This window comes from Deinococcus gobiensis I-0 (genome assembly GCF_000252445.1).
Taxonomy (GTDB): domain Bacteria; phylum Deinococcota; class Deinococci; order Deinococcales; family Deinococcaceae; genus Deinococcus; species Deinococcus gobiensis.
The window spans coordinates 109,638-125,306 of sequence record NC_017791.1; the positions used below are offsets into that span (position 1 = coordinate 109,638).

General features: G+C 64.0%; 27 protein-coding genes. 20 read left to right on the forward strand and 7 right to left on the reverse strand.

The features are described from left to right. Nucleotides 1–3: 3 nt before the first annotated feature. The 3 genes from DGO_RS17515 (at nucleotide 4) to DGO_RS17525 (ending at nucleotide 1,291) form a co-directional block, all read left to right on the forward strand. Entirely contained in the window at nucleotides 4–312 is a 309-nt protein-coding gene (locus tag DGO_RS17515) for a hypothetical protein (protein ID WP_145975483.1), read from the forward strand. Nucleotides 313–407: 95 nt separating this feature from the next. Next, nucleotides 408–920: a hypothetical protein gene (locus DGO_RS17520; RefSeq protein WP_014686508.1), complete on the forward strand. Its 513-nt coding sequence runs from the start codon at nucleotides 408–410 to the stop codon at nucleotides 918–920. Next, nucleotides 917–1,291, forward strand: coding sequence for a hypothetical protein (locus tag DGO_RS17525; protein WP_014686509.1), 375 nt, complete (start codon nucleotides 917–919; stop codon nucleotides 1,289–1,291). Before DGO_RS17520 ends, DGO_RS17525 begins: the two co-directional genes overlap by 4 nt. Before the next feature lie 14 nt (nucleotides 1,292–1,305). Here DGO_RS17525 and DGO_RS23460 read toward each other — a convergent pair whose 3' ends face one another. Beyond that, complete coding sequence (locus DGO_RS23460; RefSeq protein ID WP_145975484.1) at nucleotides 1,306–1,719, reverse strand: hypothetical protein; 414 nt, start codon at nucleotides 1,717–1,719, stop codon at nucleotides 1,306–1,308. A gap of 101 nt (nucleotides 1,720–1,820) precedes the next feature. On the opposite strand from DGO_RS23460, the gene DGO_RS23465 reads away from it, so the two are divergent. The 6 genes from DGO_RS23465 (at nucleotide 1,821) to DGO_RS21975 (ending at nucleotide 6,032) form a co-directional block, all read left to right on the forward strand. Beyond that, nucleotides 1,821–2,174, forward strand: a complete 354-nt coding sequence (locus DGO_RS23465; protein ID WP_145975485.1) for a hypothetical protein — start codon at nucleotides 1,821–1,823, stop codon at nucleotides 2,172–2,174. 244 nt (nucleotides 2,175–2,418) lie between these two features. Further along, nucleotides 2,419–3,150, forward strand: coding sequence for a hypothetical protein (locus DGO_RS17540; RefSeq protein WP_014686513.1), 732 nt, complete (start codon nucleotides 2,419–2,421; stop codon nucleotides 3,148–3,150). A 44-nt stretch (nucleotides 3,151–3,194) separates the two neighbouring features. Beyond that, nucleotides 3,195–3,584: a helix-turn-helix domain-containing protein gene (locus DGO_RS17545; RefSeq protein WP_014686514.1), complete on the forward strand. Its 390-nt coding sequence runs from the start codon at nucleotides 3,195–3,197 to the stop codon at nucleotides 3,582–3,584. Between the two features lie 701 nt (nucleotides 3,585–4,285). After that, nucleotides 4,286–4,867: a hypothetical protein gene (locus DGO_RS17550; protein WP_014686517.1), complete on the forward strand. Its 582-nt coding sequence runs from the start codon at nucleotides 4,286–4,288 to the stop codon at nucleotides 4,865–4,867. Nucleotides 4,868–4,947: 80 nt separating this feature from the next. Then, entirely contained in the window at nucleotides 4,948–5,274 is a 327-nt protein-coding gene (locus tag DGO_RS17555) for an HU family DNA-binding protein (RefSeq protein ID WP_014686518.1), read from the forward strand. Nucleotides 5,275–5,570: 296 nt separating this feature from the next. Further along, nucleotides 5,571–6,032, forward strand: coding sequence for a hypothetical protein (locus DGO_RS21975; protein WP_145975486.1), 462 nt, complete (start codon nucleotides 5,571–5,573; stop codon nucleotides 6,030–6,032). Between the two features lie 217 nt (nucleotides 6,033–6,249). On the opposite strand, the gene DGO_RS17560 is transcribed toward DGO_RS21975, so the two are convergent. After that, nucleotides 6,250–6,552 carry a hypothetical protein gene (locus tag DGO_RS17560; RefSeq protein WP_043804569.1) on the reverse strand — a complete coding sequence of 101 codons (303 nt, stop codon included), beginning with the start codon at nucleotides 6,550–6,552 and terminating at the stop codon, nucleotides 6,250–6,252. 71 nt (nucleotides 6,553–6,623) lie between these two features. Between DGO_RS17560 and DGO_RS17565 the strand changes: the two genes are divergently transcribed. The 9 genes from DGO_RS17565 to DGO_RS17605 all read left to right on the forward strand — a co-directional run bounded on the left by DGO_RS17565 (nucleotide 6,624) and on the right by DGO_RS17605 (nucleotide 12,549). Then, on the forward strand, nucleotides 6,624–8,585 hold the full coding sequence (locus DGO_RS17565; RefSeq protein ID WP_014686522.1) for an AAA family ATPase: 1,962 nt from the start codon (nucleotides 6,624–6,626) through the stop codon (nucleotides 8,583–8,585). Between the two features lie 204 nt (nucleotides 8,586–8,789). Continuing rightward, nucleotides 8,790–9,239 carry a type II secretion system protein gene (locus tag DGO_RS17570; protein ID WP_014686523.1) on the forward strand — a complete coding sequence of 150 codons (450 nt, stop codon included), beginning with the start codon at nucleotides 8,790–8,792 and terminating at the stop codon, nucleotides 9,237–9,239. An 8-nt stretch (nucleotides 9,240–9,247) separates the two neighbouring features. Continuing rightward, nucleotides 9,248–9,700 (forward strand): type IV pilin protein, encoded by a 453-nt coding sequence (locus DGO_RS17575; protein WP_014686524.1) that lies wholly within the window; start codon nucleotides 9,248–9,250, stop codon nucleotides 9,698–9,700. 47 nt (nucleotides 9,701–9,747) lie between these two features. Then, nucleotides 9,748–10,200, forward strand: coding sequence for a type IV pilin protein (locus DGO_RS17580; RefSeq protein ID WP_014686525.1), 453 nt, complete (start codon nucleotides 9,748–9,750; stop codon nucleotides 10,198–10,200). A 50-nt stretch (nucleotides 10,201–10,250) separates the two neighbouring features. Beyond that, nucleotides 10,251–10,712, forward strand: coding sequence for a type IV pilin protein (locus DGO_RS24765; RefSeq protein ID WP_014686526.1), 462 nt, complete (start codon nucleotides 10,251–10,253; stop codon nucleotides 10,710–10,712). After that, nucleotides 10,712–11,167 (forward strand): type IV pilin protein, encoded by a 456-nt coding sequence (locus tag DGO_RS17590; protein ID WP_043804849.1) that lies wholly within the window; start codon nucleotides 10,712–10,714, stop codon nucleotides 11,165–11,167. Before DGO_RS24765 ends, DGO_RS17590 begins: the two co-directional genes overlap by 1 nt. Nucleotides 11,168–11,169: 2 nt before the next feature. After that, on the forward strand, nucleotides 11,170–11,607 hold the full coding sequence (locus DGO_RS24770; protein WP_014686528.1) for a type II secretion system protein: 438 nt from the start codon (nucleotides 11,170–11,172) through the stop codon (nucleotides 11,605–11,607). Nucleotides 11,608–11,651: 44 nt separating this feature from the next. Beyond that, nucleotides 11,652–11,981 carry a prepilin-type cleavage/methylation domain-containing protein gene (locus tag DGO_RS17600; protein ID WP_264371063.1) on the forward strand — a complete coding sequence of 110 codons (330 nt, stop codon included), beginning with the start codon at nucleotides 11,652–11,654 and terminating at the stop codon, nucleotides 11,979–11,981. Nucleotides 11,982–12,276: 295 nt separating this feature from the next. After that, entirely contained in the window at nucleotides 12,277–12,549 is a 273-nt protein-coding gene (locus tag DGO_RS17605) for a hypothetical protein (protein ID WP_014686530.1), read from the forward strand. A 63-nt stretch (nucleotides 12,550–12,612) separates the two neighbouring features. On the opposite strand, the gene DGO_RS17610 is transcribed toward DGO_RS17605, so the two are convergent. Next, nucleotides 12,613–12,864 (reverse strand): hypothetical protein, encoded by a 252-nt coding sequence (locus tag DGO_RS17610; protein ID WP_145975487.1) that lies wholly within the window; start codon nucleotides 12,862–12,864, stop codon nucleotides 12,613–12,615. A gap of 191 nt (nucleotides 12,865–13,055) precedes the next feature. On the opposite strand from DGO_RS17610, the gene DGO_RS17615 reads away from it, so the two are divergent. After that, the gene (locus DGO_RS17615) at nucleotides 13,056–13,391 is read left to right on the forward strand and encodes a hypothetical protein (RefSeq protein ID WP_014686532.1); all 336 of its coding nucleotides are present in this window, start codon (nucleotides 13,056–13,058) and stop codon (nucleotides 13,389–13,391) included. Here DGO_RS17615 and DGO_RS17620 read toward each other — a convergent pair. From DGO_RS17620 to DGO_RS17635, 4 genes are all read right to left on the reverse strand, one after another. Next, complete coding sequence (locus tag DGO_RS17620) at nucleotides 13,368–13,712, reverse strand: hypothetical protein (RefSeq protein ID WP_014686533.1); 345 nt, start codon at nucleotides 13,710–13,712, stop codon at nucleotides 13,368–13,370. The two genes, DGO_RS17615 and DGO_RS17620, sit on opposite strands and share 24 nt — an antisense overlap. Before the next feature lie 58 nt (nucleotides 13,713–13,770). Beyond that, nucleotides 13,771–14,058, reverse strand: a complete 288-nt coding sequence (locus DGO_RS17625; protein WP_014686534.1) for a hypothetical protein — start codon at nucleotides 14,056–14,058, stop codon at nucleotides 13,771–13,773. A gap of 37 nt (nucleotides 14,059–14,095) precedes the next feature. Further along, nucleotides 14,096–14,338: a hypothetical protein gene (locus DGO_RS17630; RefSeq protein WP_014686535.1), complete on the reverse strand. Its 243-nt coding sequence runs from the start codon at nucleotides 14,336–14,338 to the stop codon at nucleotides 14,096–14,098. A 152-nt stretch (nucleotides 14,339–14,490) separates the two neighbouring features. Then, nucleotides 14,491–14,817, reverse strand: coding sequence for a hypothetical protein (locus DGO_RS17635; protein ID WP_014686536.1), 327 nt, complete (start codon nucleotides 14,815–14,817; stop codon nucleotides 14,491–14,493). Nucleotides 14,818–15,031: 214 nt separating this feature from the next. Between DGO_RS17635 and DGO_RS17640 the strand changes: the two genes are divergently transcribed. Next, complete coding sequence (locus tag DGO_RS17640; protein ID WP_145975488.1) at nucleotides 15,032–15,622, forward strand: hypothetical protein; 591 nt, start codon at nucleotides 15,032–15,034, stop codon at nucleotides 15,620–15,622. Nucleotides 15,623–15,669 lie beyond the last annotated feature (47 nt).

Genomic DNA, 15,669 nt, shown 5'->3' on the forward strand with positions numbered 1-15,669 from the left:
AAGATGTCGCCCCCCTTGCTCGCGGCCCTGGTCGGCCTCCTGATCGCCGGCTTCCTCCTGGGCTCGGGCAGTGCAGCCCCGTCCCCCGCACAGGTGCAGGCGTGGCGTGCAGGCCTCGACGACCCAGCCAACCTCTGGTGGGTCACGACCCCCGCGTTGGTGCTGATCCCCCTCTGGATTGCGCTCTCCCTGGTCACGGGGCGCGGCCGCCAGGAAGGGGAGGCCCTGCACTGGCTGGGGCCCCTCGTGGCCTTCGTGCTGCTCTGGGGGGCAGGATTTCTCCTCGGTCTGCTGCTGCACGCCTCCCGCTGAGGCCAGGAGCCCAGCGCCAAGTGGCATGAGGTCACCCCAAGTACACGCACGCTGAAGCCCCAGGCGCACCACCCGCCCGGCCTTCAGGAGGCCTCATGACGACATTCACCCCCACCGTCCAACTCCGCCTCCAAGATCTCAAGCGCGCGCCCGAATTTCACCTCGATCAGTTGCTCGACCTCCTCGCCGGCATCCCAGATGGCTACCGGATGCAGCGCCTGACGCTGCCCGATGGTGAACCCGGGTGGGAACTCGATCTCGCCGACGGCTATACCCTCAAACTCAATCCCCAGTATCAGTGCGGCTGGCAAGAAGCCGGGGCCGGCCCCCTGCTGACTACCATCACCAGCCGCCTGGGCGCGACCCACGGCCGCCTCCGCCTCCACAACCGGATCGAGAAGCGAATCGCCCCCACAGGAAGTGGCTTGGAGACCTATGAGACCGTGGTCTGGGATGCCAAGGTCACACTCGGCGGCCTGCCCCTGTTCGCCTCCGACGACACCGACAGAACCCCCCGAACCGGGTGCAAGGGCGAGGCGAAGGGACACGATGATCCGGGCATCGCCGCCCTCGTCGCCTACCTCCGCGCCTGGGGCGTCCTCGAATGAGCACGACCTATCACGAGGCCACCCTGGGCTCCTACGACACCCGCTTCGTCGCCTGGGCCGAGGGCGAACATCTCCTCATCAGCGCCCGCCATGCCACAGACGCTGAGCGTCCTGTCCCCGGCTGCGCGCTGAACGATGACCAGGCTCGGCAACTCCTTGCCCATCTCCACTCAGGCCTCCGCTTCTCCCTTGAGGGCGTCTCGGGCGCGGTCGAGCTCTTCGCCTGGGGCAACATCCACCTCCAGAATTCAGCCGTAGAGGGAAGGGCGGCGTTGGGCATGACCTCGTACGATCTACGCGGCGGACACGCCGGTCTCGCTCAGCTCATGCGGCGGGCCATGAAGGACCGCACCCTCCCGGAGAACACCTGATGACTTCTGCATTCTCACCCGGCCAGGTGGCTCAGCTCCGGCGGAAGCTCGCGGCCCATACACATCACTTCCTCTGCGCGCTCCTGGGCTTGCCCCTGCGCCGTTCTCAGGCGCTGCGGCGCTTTCCCCAGGCCGACGCCCTCCCCGCCACCACCCTGCTCCTTGCCCGCAGCCTCGTCCGGGCGGGCGAGCAGCCTCGCATCCTGCGTACCCCCACAGGCCTGTTCTGGATCGAAGTGCAACCCTTCCATCTCATCCTGTGCCCACCCCCACTGCACGCTGAGCAGTTCCAGGTGGACTTCCAGCAAGTCTCGCCACTGGTCTTCACCCCCCTCCTCGACGTTCAGGCCTTCACGCCGGGCGACCTGACGTTCGATTACCCCGACTGGGTGCTCGACGAGCCCGCCCTCCGGCAGGCCATGACCCAAGCGCCCGCACGTCCCCCCCGGCTCCGCCCCATTGAGCCGGCCACCGCGCCCATCTTCGGCATGCAGCCGCCTGTGTCCCCGTATGCTGGAGGCTACCCCCCATGTCGACTGATCATCCCGCTCACCGGCGCCGCGACCGCGCGGCCGCGCGCGCCTGGCTCGACACCACGCCCCAAGGCCGCCGCGCGCTCCTGACCCACCTGTACCCGGCTACACCCGCCCTGGGCACCGTGGCGTCCCTGGAGACGCTCCGGGCCCTCCCACTGAGCCAGGCCCAGGCACAAGGCCTGGCCGCGCTGCTGGTCGGCGAGCGCTACGTGCGTCCCATCCCGAGTCCGGAGGGTCCTCCACGCTATGACGCCAGGGGGCGACTCCCCCTGGGTGACGTGACCCTCACGCGCGTAGGGCTGGCCCTGCTCACTGATGTCCCGCAAGCCCCGCTTATGCACCAGTAAGTCTTGCCGGAGCACGGGTAGGGTCAGATCTCTTCTGGGCAACGTAAGCGTGTCCGGACGGCACGAGGATTGTGCGTATACTCGAACTATGTGATGACGACACGGTAGGCCTGCACAAGGGGAGACACGGCCCCGACATAAGAAGAAAACCCACCCTGCCAGGTGAGTTTCGCTTCGAATTCAAGAGGAGTTAAGTGGCTGCCCGAATAGCGCCACCTTAACACCCACAACGAGGTGTTGCAAGATGCTTGACCCACAACTCAAGGCGGACCTGCTCCTCATGGTCCGCACCCACCGCGTGAGCGCCTACGACCTCGCACGCGGGCTGCTCGACATTCTGGGCCTGGCATCCTTCGAGACGGCCGTCCAGGCCCTCCCCACGAGCTGCCCGAAGACGCTCCGGCGCATCTTTTCCCAAGGTGTCCCTATGTGCAGGTCTGATTTACCGAAGGAAGCTCAAGAACATAGGGACACCTTGGAAATGGACGTGAACTTGACCGCCCTGGCGGGGCAGGCGAAGGTCGATGCCACGCAGGCACTCTCCGCAGTGCTGCGGTATGGGAACCCCATCGCGCGCGTCATGGGGGTGCTGGAGGACATCCGGGCGCTGGTGCGGCATGACTGCCGGGTGTTCAACCCCACGGGGCTGTTCGTGCGCCTGATGCGCAGTGGGGAAGACGTACGCCTGCCTGCGCGGGTGCGTGCCCGGCGAGAGGTCCAGCAGGAGCGTGATCCGCAAGAACCCCTGCCCCTGCCCTGCCTCGGCGAGTGGGTGAAGTACCAGGGCGACTGGTTGATCGTCGAAGCGATCCTTGAGCGCAAGATCCGGCTGTACGCGCCACCCGGCCGGCACTACCACTATTTTGTGGCGAACGCGGATACAGACGTGCCCTTCGAGCAGGCCCGGGCGCTCCCTCGCCGAGCGACGCCGCCTGAGGAGCGCCCGTCAGCGCGGATGGCGGTCACGGTGACGTAGTCCGCATTTGCCTTCATAGCGGCGGGGAATGCTGTGCGGCACGCATGCTGTTGCACGAACGACTCCGCACCCTCCGCCACGCCGCCGGCCTTCGTCTGAAGGACGTGGCCCCGTCCTGTGGACTCAGCGTGCCGTACCTGAGTGAACTGGAACTCGGCCGCACACAACCCAGTCTGAATACCCTGGAAAGCCTTGCTCGGGCGTATGCCCTGACCTTGCAGGACCTGCTCCGTGACGTCGAGGGGTATGGCGGAACAACCCACGACAGCCTCCCGCTCGGCCTCGCCGCACTCGTTGCCGATCCTGTTCTGGGCCAGGGCCTGACCCCGGACTGGGTACGCGCGCTGTCCCGCATCGAATTCCGGGGCAAGCGCCCCCGGGACAAGGAAGCGTGGTGTGAGATCTGGTGGCACCTGCGGCGGGTGATGGTCTGAAGCTGTACTTCCAGCTGCACTTCGGGAGCCGGGTCGAATACGACCCGACCAGTGGCCAGTGGTGGCCCCTGGAAGATGCGTTGGCGATACCAGAGGATCTGCCGGTGCTCCAGCGGATGAAGGTCTGCCTCTCTCAGGTGCAGCCCTGGCCCCCGAGCGTCGACGTCGTTCACGCGGTGGCCGCGCAGTGTGGCGTCCCACCTGTCAAGCGGCGTATCCGACTCCGGTCCACTCTCCCCTCACAACCTTCCCCGTCCATTTCTTGACCTCACGGTCTCCAACCCGCGTGAGCCCGGTCAGCGCTTATCCATAGGCAAGTGCGCGCGTACTTCCGTCACCCAGCGCGTCGTTCGACTCGAAGTCATAAATCCCCACTTGGTGCGTTCCCAAGCAAAGGGTTTTCCCTCCAACTGAGCGACAGCGTCTCGGGCCTCCTGCTCTGTCAGAAAGGGACCGAGTTCATGCGTGGGAATGTCCGAGGGGATATGCGTTCCATAGACGTAGACCTTGACCATGTCCAACGCTGCCTCCAGTCAGCACCACCACGTCCGGAGCATTTTTTGTGAGAGTGGGGGAGAGCGGGGGGAGAGAACAGAGATCACCCCAAGTACACGCACGCTGCGGGCATGTCCCTTCGCCTCCCTTCCTGGTGGCCCCGCCCACAGCAGCGTGTCCCCACTCAACCCACTCCCCCTGCCCTCATGGAGGACACCTGGGTCCCCCGCCACGACACCTACCGCTGCCGGGTGCACGAGGCCGGCCACGCCCTCCTCCTCCCCTTCCACCCGCAAGGCCTGCATCCCCAGGCCGTCGTCCATCCCGGTGATGAACTGTTCTCTCCCCATGTCGAGACGGGCTACCTCCAGCTGGGCCCCTGCTCCGTGTTCGAGCTGCTCTTCGACATGCACCTGGCCCTGGCAGGGCGAGCGGCCGAGCGTCTTCTCCTGCAAGATGTTTCCGACGGCAGCCTCCAGGACATCCTGACCTGGGAGGGCCTCGCCCGGCGGTACCTCTCGACTACCGACGACGATCACGTCCTGCCGTTCATCCATGCGCCGACTACACCTGCGGAGGCCAGCCACAACGCCACGGTGCTGCGCGACCTGCGCCGGGTTCAGGACGGCATCGTCACGGACTTTCTCCAGATGAATCGGGACAGCCTGGAGCACATGGCCTTCTTCCTCGAGGAGGGGCCACTGTGCGGTACGGCATTGCAGGATCGGCTTTTGGGTGTCCAGCAGACCTTCAGTCTCAGCGAGAGCCTGCGCGACCGGGACGCCTGAATGAGCCTTCTCTCAGCACGGGCAGCCGGGACGAGGCGCATTCGCCCCGAAGTCACCCCAAGTACACGGAGGATGCGCGTATGAGCGCCACTGCCCCTCAACTCGCCGCGCCCGCCACCCCTGCGCCCAAGCGCATCACCCTGAGCAATCTTCAGATCGCCCATCGCCTCGTCGCCGAGGCCAACTGCATCAAGACGGCCGAGGAAGGCCGCGAGATCCTCCACCAGCTGGCCGACATCCTCTATGCCTGCCTGAGCGAGGGGTACGACGTCAACATCCAGAACGTGGCGACCTTCAGTGTCAAGCATCAGCCGGGCCGGCCGGACAACCTCCGGGATGGCGCCGTCTGTTCCCCCAAAAAGTCGGGCACCGTGCGCCTGTCCAAGTACCTCAAGACCGGCTACTGACCGGGGTCCCGCTAGAGTTATGTGTCGCGTGGAGCAAATGGCCTTCCTGAACCAGCGAAGGGTGCCGTTGGTCCTCACTCAGGACTTCAGTTTGATGCCAATGATTCAAGTCGCATTTATTCTGCTACCGAGTTTGACGCGCATGGGAATCCTGTACGACGGATAGACTTCGCTGCCCGTTCAGGTCAAGATCTCCCACACAGCCACGAGTGGGATCCCGCAAAAGGAACGTTTTCCAAGGAAAAAGTGCCCCTCCTCTGCAAGTGAGGTATTATATGTCTCTATATGTTATTGGAGTGGTTTACCTCCATGAAGAATTCAAAAATACTGATGAAATTCTACTACAAATTAAGATCTTATCTAGTAGGATTTACTTTGATAGAATTGACGAAGACGATATAGATACTATCTGTCTCGAGGCGCAATCTGCTGCACCAACCTTTAAGGGTTTGAAGTTCATTGCGCTTCGTTTATCAGACTCGGAGAGTGATTATTCTGCGACCTCTCTTTGGAATGATTCAAGAGAGCGACCCAGTGGGGAGCGGATTAATAATCAACCTTCCGAACTAGAGGAAATCATCCATGCATTGACCGGTTGCAAGTACATATTAGGTGGAGCTATTGGTCTTTTTGATGGTAGCATTGACTCAGTCTTTAAAGGGAGCGCGGTAAATTGTTCAAGGTATTTATCCCGTCTATTCAGCGAGCAGTGGGACAATATGGAAAACCCACTTATTATATGGAGTAAAGAAACTTAATATCACCCGGAGGTGACGTTTGGGGTACCCCAGCCTGACACCCATGCCCTGCGATCAATACAGCGATTTCCTGTCCAATTGAAATCCGTTTCGGCTCAAACTGACACCTATCAGGGCAGGTCTGAACGTCAACTTGACATGCTTAGCGGGAATTTTCGTTCCAACTCTTGCGTGACCCCTGACCCTAAAGCACCGGCCGCCTCCACCTGGGGGCGGCCTAGCGTTTCCGGAAGGCCCGCTCGATGTTTGCCCCACCCGTGCCGGCCACCGCCAGGGCGTACACCCCCGGTCCGAAGAGACTCAGCACCTGCTCGACGAGCGTGAAGGGGAGGCCCTCCAGATCCAGCGCCTCCCCCTGCGCATCCCAGAGACGCACCCCACCCCTCGGGGTCACGGCCACAGCGCAGGCCTGCGGACAGACCACCAGGACGTCCGCACTCAGCCGGCGAACTTCAGCACGGGCAGCGGACACATGCTCGGCCTCGAAGACGAGTGTCCAGTAGAAGTCAAGCGTGCTCATGCCACCCAGAATGGGTGTACTTGGGGTGACTTCGAGCACGAGGTCACCCCAAGTACACCCACCATGCGCGCATGACTGCGCCGCCTTTGATTGGCCGTGTCCAGCGGCATTGGCGCACCCAGGCAGGCCTCGACGGGTGCATCCTTCTCGTGAACGAAATCGAGCACCGCCTCACTGCCCCCCGTGGCCTGCCCCCAGTGCTCAAGGGCGCGCAGCTCCAGGTCACGGTCGAGGCAGGCGAGATCGTGACGGCCGAGCGTCTTGTCACGGAGACAGAGATTGCCTGGGCCTTCTACTCCCGCCTGCCGGGCCCGGCCGCGCGCAACGTGATCAAGGTGGTGCACGCCCTGGGCGACCAGACGCACGAGTTGGTACAGGGGCCACATGGCCTCCTCAGTGGAATCTCCGGCTGCACCCCCTCCCTCCTCAAAGCCATGCGGGACTATGCCCGCAAGGAAGGCCGCCTCTACACCACCCTGCGCGCCCTGGCCGACCTGGGCCTGCCGCCCGAGCACGCCCGCAGGCTGGTCAAGGTCCACGGTGCCGGAGCCGTGCGGCGCTTCGAGGAGGACCCCTATGCCGGCGTGCAGTACGGCATCGCCCTGAGCGTGCTCGACTATGCCGCCCGGCAGCAGGGCCTGAGTCTGTTCGACCCTCGCCGAGGCCCAGCGCTGGCCTACGAGATCGTGCGCCTCGCCTGTCAGGAACACGGGCATACCTGCCTGCCCTTGCCTGTCCTCTACGGTGAGCTCCGGGACCTGCATGCCCTGGAGGATGACGAGGCCACCGATGCCGTCGCCCGCGCCTTCCAGGCCGGGTCCCTGAAAGAAGCCCTGGGGGCCGCCTACCTTCCGGATCAGTTGCGCCTGGAATCCCGTCTCGCCGATGACGTCATCCGCCTGGTCCTCAGCACGCCTACGCCCGTCAGGCCCCTCCTGCCCCCACACCTCACCGACGAACAGGGCGCGGCCGTCACGCTGGGGTGCCAGTCCACCCTGTGCATCATCACGGGCGGGCCCGGGACGGGGAAAACCACAACCCTCAAGGCCTTGCTCGACAGCTTGGAAGCCGCCGGCCTGGAGACCCTCCTATGCGCGCCCACGGGGAAGGCCGCGAGCCGGATGAGCCAGAGCACCGAGCGCGAGGCCACCACCCTCCACCGCATCCTGGGCTACGACGGGGCCGCCTACACGGGCGGGTCGATCCAGGCAGATGTCGTCGTCGTGGATGAAGTCAGCATGGCGAGCAACGAACTCCTGAGCCAGCTGCTCCGGGTGGTGCCGGATGCGACCCGCGTGATCCTGGTCGGCGACGAGGATCAGTTACCACCTATCGACGCCGGGCACCCCCTGGCTGCTCTCATCCAGACGTTGCCGACAGCCCGCCTCACGAAGACGCACCGGCAGGCGCAGGGCAGTCCCATCCTGAAGCTCGCGGGCATGCTCATCAGCGGGGAAGCGCCGGTCAATACGGGTGTGCCCTTCCACGCGGCCGAGGTGACCCATCAGATCGTGGACCTCGTGCAGGCCCACCTGACGCCCCAGGGCCCCCCCATGGTCCTGACGGCTGGGAAAGCCGGGCCGCTGGGGGTCGATGCGCTGAATCTGGCCCTGCAGGCGGCCCTCAATCCAGGGACGGGCCGCCTGCGGGTGGGTGACCCGGTCATGGCCACCCGGAACAATCACGAGACCGGCCTGATGAACGGGATGACCGGTCGGGTGACGGAGATCGGGAAGAAGCTGCGGTGCCTGTTCGACGACGTGCCCTATGAGTTCTCCGCGGAGGAGGCCGCGCAGCTGGCCCTGGCCTACGCCATGACGATCCACCGTTCCCAGGGCAGTGAGTGGCCGGCCGTGATCGTGGTCCTGGCTGCCGCACACCAACGCCTCCTGTCCAGACAGCTCGCCTACACGGCCGTCACCCGCGCGAAGTCGGTCCTCGTGGCCTCCGGCGAGCGGGCCGCCTGGACGTACTGCGCCCAGACAAACGCGCCCTACCGAAATTCCATGCTGGAGCGCTTTCTCCGCCTCTGAGCCTGTACCCCCGTCGGGGGTAAGGCGTCCCATCTGGCAAGGCGTCACCCCAAGTACACGCACCGTAGGCGTGCGCTCGACCGCCCCATCTGCGCAAGGAGACCCCACCCCTATGTCCCAACCTCCCTAAATCCAGTCGGCTTCATGCCTTGCCCTGAGCGGGCACCGTGACAGCTCCCCCCGCAAGGTCGTTCAGGAGTTTTAATGCACAGACATTCAGCAACCCACCGTCAGCAAGGCTTCACCCTCATCGAGTTACTCGTGGTCATCGCCATCATCGGCGTCCTCGCGGCCCTCTTCCTCCCGAGCTACCAGCGCTCCCAGAAACGCCCCTACGACGCCGCCTCCCTCCAGTGCGCACGCGCCATCGTCACGGCCGAGAACGTCGGCTTCATCGAGAAACGCGCCTTCGACAGCAGCCTGAATGCCCTCGGTGCCGACGTCAAAGAGGCCTGCCAGGACCAGGGTGTTCAGGTCAGCAGCGAGCGCCTGGACGGCGTGACCGCCGGGACCACCGGCAACAGCGGCATCGCGACCTCCGACGACAACTTCGCGTTCTCCGTCTGGCATCCGAATGGCAGCGGCGGCTACCACTACAACCGCAACGACGGCACCCGCGAGAACGGCGGCAAGCTCACGCTCCGGGCGTTCTGAGGTCTTCCATGCATCCATCCCGTCAGCAAGGCTTCACTCTCATCGAGCTTCTCGTGGTGATCGCCATCATCGGCGTTCTCGCGGCCATCTTCCTGCCCAGTTACCAGAGGGCACAGAAACGCCCATATGACGCTGCGGCCGCCCAATGTGGGCGGGCCATCGTGACCAATGAAACCACGTACCGCATTGAGAACCGCACGTTCACCGGGGACCTCAATGCGCTCGGCGAGGATGTCAAGGAGGCCTGCCAGGATCAGGGCGTGCGCTGGAATGTCCATGCCGGAGGTGTAGACCCGAACAGCGGTTCCCAAGCCATCAATGCGGATGGGAACAACTTAGCGTTCAAAGTTTGGCATCCGAATGGCACGGGCTTTTTCCGCTGGTGGACGCTGTCGCCCAACCCGCAGGGCTCCGGAGACCGTCTGAACCGCATGTTCGACTGGGACGGCAACCTCCGATGATTCCTCCACTCCAGCCAGCGCCGTCCCCCCATCTCTGGCGGTCTTCCATGCCGCCATCCCGTCAGCAGGGGTTCACCCTGATCGAACTCCTCGTGGTGATCGCCATCATCGGCGTTCTCGCGGCCATCTTCCTGCCCAGTTACCAGAGGGCACAGAAACGCCCATATGACGCTGCGGCCGCTCAATGTGGGCGGGCCATCGTGACCAACGAGACGACGTACCGCATCGAGAACCGCACGTTCACCGGGGACCTCAATGCGCTCGGCGAGGATGTCAAGGAGGCCTGCCAGGACCAGGGCGTGCGCCTCGGCATCCACGCGGGTGGCACCGATCCCAACGCCGGCTCGCAAGGTTTCGAAGGCACGAGCGACAATCTGGCCTTCAAAGTCTGGCACCCGAACGGCACGGGCTTTTACCGCTGGTGGACACAGTCACCCGACCCTCAGGCACAGGGCAACCGTCTGAATCGCATGTTCAATTGGGACGGAAGTTCCAGATGAATGATGTGTCCCTGCCTGCCTCGTTCGATTCACCCCATCAGAGGTCTTCCATGCCGCCATCCCGTCAGCAGGGGTTCACCCTGATCGAACTCCTCGTCGTCATCGCCATCATCGGCGTTCTGGCAGCCATCTTCCTGCCCAGTTATCAGAAGGCACAGAAACGGCCGTACGACGCCGCTGCACTCCAGTGTGGCCGAGCCATCGTGACGGCAGAAATCACCCGCAAGATCGAGAGCGGCAGTTACGGGAACAACACGGCCCAGTTGGGCGAGGACGTCAAGGAGGCCTGCCAGGATCAGGGCGTGCAGATCGTCCGGGATACGACCCCCGTGCGGGGCGCGAATACACCGGGTACCGGCGAGATCGGCATCGGCATCCCACAGGGACAACCCCCCTACATCGCGTTCAAGGTCTACCACCCGCAGGGCAGTGGGTACTACGTCTACGTCAATACGGTGAATGCGGAGTCCAGGGACAAGCTGGGCAAGAAATACGAGTGGGAGACGAACTGATGCAGCAGCAGACCCAGGGCTTTACCCTTATTGAGCTTCTCGTGGTGATCGCCATCATCGGTGTCCTGGCGGCCATCTTCCTGCCGAGCTACCAGCGGGCGCAGAAGCGGCCGTACGACGCTGCTTCCGTCCAGTGCGCTCGGGCCATCGTGACTGCCGAGACCACGCGCAAGATCGAGGTGCGCTTCTACAGCGACAACGTCAACGCCCTGGGCGAGGACGTCAAGGAGGCCTGCCAGGACCAGGGCGTGCAGGTCGGTCGAGACAATGTCGCGGTCACCGGCCCCACGATGGCGGGCACAGGCGTCGTGGGGATCGGATCGAATCAGGACGGCTCGAGCTACATCGCCTTCCGGACGTGGCATGCGAACGGGAATGGGTTCTATCACTACTCCAACGCGCTGAACACGCCCTCCGAGTACCGCCTCGGCAAACGCTTCGACTGGGGGAGCTGAATATGCGACGCCAACATCAGCAGGGCTTTACCCTTATTGAATTGCTCGTGGTGATCGCCATCATCGGTATCCTGGCGGCCATCTTCCTGCCCAGCTATCAGAAGGCGCAGAAGCGACCCTATGACGCGGCCGCGCAGCAATGTGGGCGGGCCATCTGGACAGAGACCATCGCCCGCCGGGCGGAATCGTCGAGCTTCCGGTCGACGTTCAACATCAGCGCGTTGGGGGCGGATGTGAAGGAGGTCTGCCAGGATCAGGGCATCCAGGTGCATCACTTCGACTCCACAGGCCTGAGCAAGGGCGGCACGGGGGATGGCGAGGTCACGATGAACATGGAGGTGACCTGCTTCCTCACCTGGTCGCCCAACGGCACCAAGCTCTTCGAATGGCAGAAGGGGTGCAACCAGGGTGCCCCGCTCATGCGCGCTATCGAGTGGTGATGCGGCCGATTCGGGCGCAGGGCTTCACCCTCATCGAGTTGCTCGTGATCATTCTGATCATTGGCATTCTGGCGGCCGTCCTCGTCCCGAATCTGCAGGGCGCACGCCGGGCGGCGAACGACACTGTCGCCGTGAACTGTGGCCGAGGCCTGGTGCAGGCGGCCGTCAGCGCGAAGCTCGATCAAGGCCCTGGGGCCACTTACCGCTCCGCCGCGCAGCTCCTGAACACGCCACTCGGGCGGGTGTGCCAAGCACCGGATCTAGAGATCGTGACGGTCGAGGCGAACACGGAAACCTTCCGGTACACCGTCCGACATCTGAATGGAAACCGGACAATTGTGGTCACCCGATCAGGCTTGAAGCGCGAGAAGTAAATGCAGGAAGCAGGAGCGAAGGGGGGTCCTTCGCTCCTGCTTCTGATTTGAATTGTTTCATTACGTCTGGGACGGCTTGAATTTCGCTTCCTCACAGGAGGGCCAGGAAGGGGCCTCCAAATTGTTTTGAGGGGTAAAGGTCCCCCTGTTTTGCTGGTGGGGCTCTCAAGCCCTTGCTTCATTTCTCACCCTATTTGGTATAACCCGTCTTAAGTAAACTAGATACAGACCCCCGCATATGCCGAGGGCCTTCCCCTTATCGCCCAATCCAGGCCTGCCGCGGCTACAGTGGTCTATGTCCGAGAAGACCCTTCAGGAAATCGGCGAGAACCTCCTGCGCATCATCGAGGAACACGAGGCCCTCGTCGTGGAACTCCGCCGTCACCCCAGTCGAGATGATCATCTTCAGACCGTCTTCATTCAGCAGCTCGTTCTCAGTGGCGACGATGCCGTCCGTCAGGCTGTAGAAACCAGCATCCGAACACTGGTGGTCCAGCGTGACTTAATGGAGCGCCTCCTCTATGCCTTGGGTCCAGTCCCCCCATGCATCCGGCCCCTCCTCAATTAGCAGGGGCCGGATGCCGCTCCGTCCCCTCCGAGGGCGTTCCCGAACCTCTTTCCGGAAGACCCTTCAGGTCCCACGCTCCCAGGGTCCTTTCCGGTTCTTGACGACGCCATAAGCCTCATGCAGCGCTTCTTCGGCAGCTGGACCAGACCTCAGCCAGTATCGGCTCTCGAGCGCGTCCCGTTGTGGAAGATGGCCCAGAAGTTCACGGGCCCTCAGTTCCTCGATGATGATTTCCAGCCGGGACAGGCGCAGCACCTTGCCATGTGTGGCCAGTTGATGGGTCACATCGTTGAGCGACTGTGGCTCCTGGGTCATCAGGAGCAGGATGCGGGCCTGCCAGAAGGTCAGAGGAAGGGGAGTCACGCGGGGCTGACAGTCCAGGGGGCCATCTTGACAGCGTACGCGACTTCACCGGCATGGCGCCGTAGAGATCGACATCGCATGAGACATTGGGCTCGCTCAACCATCTGCCGGGGGCCTGCCCTTTGAAGCCTCTACAGTGAGTCATGCGCCTGACCCCCGACCCCACCCTTCCCCCACGCACCGGTCGCTGGCTCATGCGCGGCGTCTATGTCGCCCTAGGGCTCATGGCGACCATCTCCCTCCTGATGTTCGTCTGGCCCCATTTCGATCCGATCTTGTCTGTCATCCGAGTCCTCTGCGTTGCGCTCATCCTCACGCTGCTCGGGATCGTCACGCTCTTTGCCCTCCAGCGTCGCTGGTGGCAAATGGGGGGGGTGGGCCTCGTCATGATCTTGCCCATCCTTTTGCTGCAGATCCAGCCCGGACCTCCACCTCCCCCGGAAATCACCATTCCTCTACCGCCCGATCCAGGCCTGTAACTCCGCTGCCGCTTCCGGCCCGGGCGTCCAGTCCGCCCGCGCTGTGGGCTGGCCCGTCTGCTGGGCATGCACCGTCAGCACCCCGCCCGCACTACTCACCCCCGCGTGCCAGATGGGCACCGTCATCGAGGCATCCTCCCCCCGCACGGCCGCGTGGACCACCTGGTCGAAGGGCGCGGCGTAGGTGGGGCTGAGGTCGAACCAGAAGACCTGCTCACCATTCACCCGCCCCACTACGCGGTAGGTGTACCCGTACAGCGAGAAGATCAGCTCGGCACCGGCAGGCGCGACGGGGGTCAGGGTCAGGTGCTGCGGAGTCATGGCCCAGGGTAGGCCGAGCCAGCCGCCGGGCGCGCCGGGGTGAAGCGTGCCGCAAGGGCTACTTTCGGGGCGAGCCGCTCTTGACCACCGCGTAAGCATCGTCGAGGGCCTGCTCGACCAGAGGGTCGGCGCTCAGCCAGTAGCGGCCCCCCGTCCGACCCGTCTTCAAGGTGTGCTCCAGCAGACCAAGGGCCTTCAGCTCATCGAGGAGCTGCCGCACGCGGGCGGGGTCCAGGACTGCGCCGCGCGCCGCGATCCGGTTCGTGACCTCCTCGACCGACTGGGGCTCGAGGGTGACGAGCAGGAGCACGCGGGCCTGCCAGAAGGTTAGGGGAACAGCGGTCATGCGGGGAGACCCTGGAGGTTCATCCGTGCAGGGTAGGTCATTCCACCGGCACGGCTTCGGAGAAGTCGAAATCGTACCAGCCGCCGGGTTCGCCGAGGTCCTGGCCGGTCAGCAGCAGTTCGGTGGCCCAGAGGTCCCAGACGGCGGCCTGCACGTCGGGGTGGCAGCCCAGATCGTCCGCAAGCGCCCGGTGGTCCTCCCCCGGCGGTAGCCCCAGGCCCGCGCGCCGGTACAGGTCGCCGACCAGCAGGGCGAACTCGGGGTGGGAGAGGTGGTGCATGGGGCCAGGGTAGCGCTGCTGGGGGCGCCTCCCAACGCAAAAAAGGCCCCACCCCGCCCAGGCACGAAGCCGAAGCGGGGTGGGGCCTTCTCTCCAGGGCAACGCCGCACCAGGCGAGGCGACGATCCTACTGAATCCAGAAGAGGCGAAGGTCAGCCGCTCCGCAGGTTCATCCGGCCTCGCCACGTGGTGGGGACTTCTTCTGCTCTACGACATCCCTGAATCTCCTCGTACATGGTGCTCAGGCGCAGCAGCATCTCCGCGCGGCGGGGGGCGAGGAAAGAGCCGGGCATCTTCTCGGTGACCCAGTGCTGATCCATGACCCACTGGGCCAGGATCAGCAGACTGTCCCAGGGCAACTCCGCTTCTACGGCCGCATGGGCAATTCGCTCCAGCCGTTGCAGGCTTTCGACGGTCGAGAAGGGACTGAGAAGGTCGTAATCTTCCAGTCCGGTCAGCGCGTGTTGGAGCCGCTCCATCGGTTCAGCCTGTCAGATGAAGGTTGGGTAAAGTGGGCCTTTTAACAATATTGGAGGGGGAAGTGGAGGGGGCAGAACTTACCCTCCGCCAACACGACCCACCACTCGCCGTGATGGTGGTATCAGCAAGACGGACGCAGCCCCCCTTGACATCATCCGAGGCTGCTGTTTCAGTGCAGATATGGTCTCCTTTGCGCCCTCCGCGTCAACAACGTTGGATTATCGTCCATACCTCCAGCACGCCCTGGACGATTTATGCAACCAGTTACGTGGTGCAGGAGTTTCCGGCAGCTCTCTGCCGGCACTGCTGGAGCAGCTGCCCGCAAGTACGGCCGCCGCCGATCAACTCGCGCTCCAGAGCATCCGGTCACTTGACAAGCGCATGGGGCAGTGGGGGGTCGCCCTCACCAGCGAAGACTTCCGGCAGTTCAATGCCGCGGCTGCTCAGGTTGTGACCCTCGCCAAGACCCGGACGGCCCCTGCACCACTCCCCGACTTAGAGCGGGAACTACAAGGCCAGGTGGACTTCACGGCGGCAGAGTACCAGCGCTGGGGTCAGCTCACGGCCCTCGCTACAGGGATCGAAAGCTTCCTGGCCTCACAAGGCGCGCAGGGAGACGGTCTCGTCTCGAAGGCCGCCAGCCTGGGCGCTCGCGTCTCTCCGGCACTCCTGCGCCACGTGCGCGAGTTGGCCCAGCTGCGCAACACCTACACCCATACCCACGCCTGCCCCACCCCCGAAGAACTCCAGCGCGTGAAGGACCTGGACCGCCACATTCGCCAGGCCCTCAATACGTCCGCTTAAGGACGCCCTCCCGCACCAGAGGTCACCCCAAGTACACGCACCGTGGG

What these genes read in the sequence shown, in the direction of transcription:
- DGO_RS17515 (WP_145975483.1), top strand. Translation starts at nt 4, where the DNA reads ATGTCGCCCCCCTTGCTCGCGGCCCTGGTCGGCCTCCTGATCGCCGGC.
- DGO_RS17520 (WP_014686508.1), top strand. Translation starts at nt 408, where the DNA reads ATGACGACATTCACCCCCACCGTCCAACTCCGCCTCCAAGATCTCAAG.
- DGO_RS17525 (WP_014686509.1), top strand. Translation starts at nt 917, where the DNA reads ATGAGCACGACCTATCACGAGGCCACCCTGGGCTCCTACGACACCCGC.
- DGO_RS23465 (WP_145975485.1), top strand. Translation starts at nt 1,821, where the DNA reads ATGTCGACTGATCATCCCGCTCACCGGCGCCGCGACCGCGCGGCCGCG.
- DGO_RS17540 (WP_014686513.1), top strand. Translation starts at nt 2,419, where the DNA reads ATGCTTGACCCACAACTCAAGGCGGACCTGCTCCTCATGGTCCGCACC.
- DGO_RS17545 (WP_014686514.1), top strand. Translation starts at nt 3,195, where the DNA reads ATGCTGTTGCACGAACGACTCCGCACCCTCCGCCACGCCGCCGGCCTT.
- DGO_RS17550 (WP_014686517.1), top strand. Translation starts at nt 4,286, where the DNA reads ATGGAGGACACCTGGGTCCCCCGCCACGACACCTACCGCTGCCGGGTG.
- DGO_RS17555 (WP_014686518.1), top strand. Translation starts at nt 4,948, where the DNA reads ATGAGCGCCACTGCCCCTCAACTCGCCGCGCCCGCCACCCCTGCGCCC.
- DGO_RS17560 (WP_043804569.1), bottom strand. Translation starts at nt 6,552, where the DNA reads ATGAGCACGCTTGACTTCTACTGGACACTCGTCTTCGAGGCCGAGCAT.
- DGO_RS17565 (WP_014686522.1), top strand. Translation starts at nt 6,624, where the DNA reads ATGACTGCGCCGCCTTTGATTGGCCGTGTCCAGCGGCATTGGCGCACC.
- DGO_RS17570 (WP_014686523.1), top strand. Translation starts at nt 8,790, where the DNA reads ATGCACAGACATTCAGCAACCCACCGTCAGCAAGGCTTCACCCTCATC.
- DGO_RS17575 (WP_014686524.1), top strand. Translation starts at nt 9,248, where the DNA reads ATGCATCCATCCCGTCAGCAAGGCTTCACTCTCATCGAGCTTCTCGTG.
- DGO_RS17580 (WP_014686525.1), top strand. Translation starts at nt 9,748, where the DNA reads ATGCCGCCATCCCGTCAGCAGGGGTTCACCCTGATCGAACTCCTCGTG.
- DGO_RS24765 (WP_014686526.1), top strand. Translation starts at nt 10,251, where the DNA reads ATGCCGCCATCCCGTCAGCAGGGGTTCACCCTGATCGAACTCCTCGTC.
- DGO_RS17590 (WP_043804849.1), top strand. Translation starts at nt 10,712, where the DNA reads ATGCAGCAGCAGACCCAGGGCTTTACCCTTATTGAGCTTCTCGTGGTG.
- DGO_RS24770 (WP_014686528.1), top strand. Translation starts at nt 11,170, where the DNA reads ATGCGACGCCAACATCAGCAGGGCTTTACCCTTATTGAATTGCTCGTG.
- DGO_RS17605 (WP_014686530.1), top strand. Translation starts at nt 12,277, where the DNA reads ATGTCCGAGAAGACCCTTCAGGAAATCGGCGAGAACCTCCTGCGCATC.
- DGO_RS17610 (WP_145975487.1), bottom strand. Translation starts at nt 12,864, where the DNA reads ATGACCCAGGAGCCACAGTCGCTCAACGATGTGACCCATCAACTGGCC.
- DGO_RS17615 (WP_014686532.1), top strand. Translation starts at nt 13,056, where the DNA reads ATGCGCCTGACCCCCGACCCCACCCTTCCCCCACGCACCGGTCGCTGG.
- DGO_RS17620 (WP_014686533.1), bottom strand. Translation starts at nt 13,712, where the DNA reads ATGACTCCGCAGCACCTGACCCTGACCCCCGTCGCGCCTGCCGGTGCC.
- DGO_RS17625 (WP_014686534.1), bottom strand. Translation starts at nt 14,058, where the DNA reads ATGACCGCTGTTCCCCTAACCTTCTGGCAGGCCCGCGTGCTCCTGCTC.
- DGO_RS17630 (WP_014686535.1), bottom strand. Translation starts at nt 14,338, where the DNA reads ATGCACCACCTCTCCCACCCCGAGTTCGCCCTGCTGGTCGGCGACCTG.
- DGO_RS17635 (WP_014686536.1), bottom strand. Translation starts at nt 14,817, where the DNA reads ATGGAGCGGCTCCAACACGCGCTGACCGGACTGGAAGATTACGACCTT.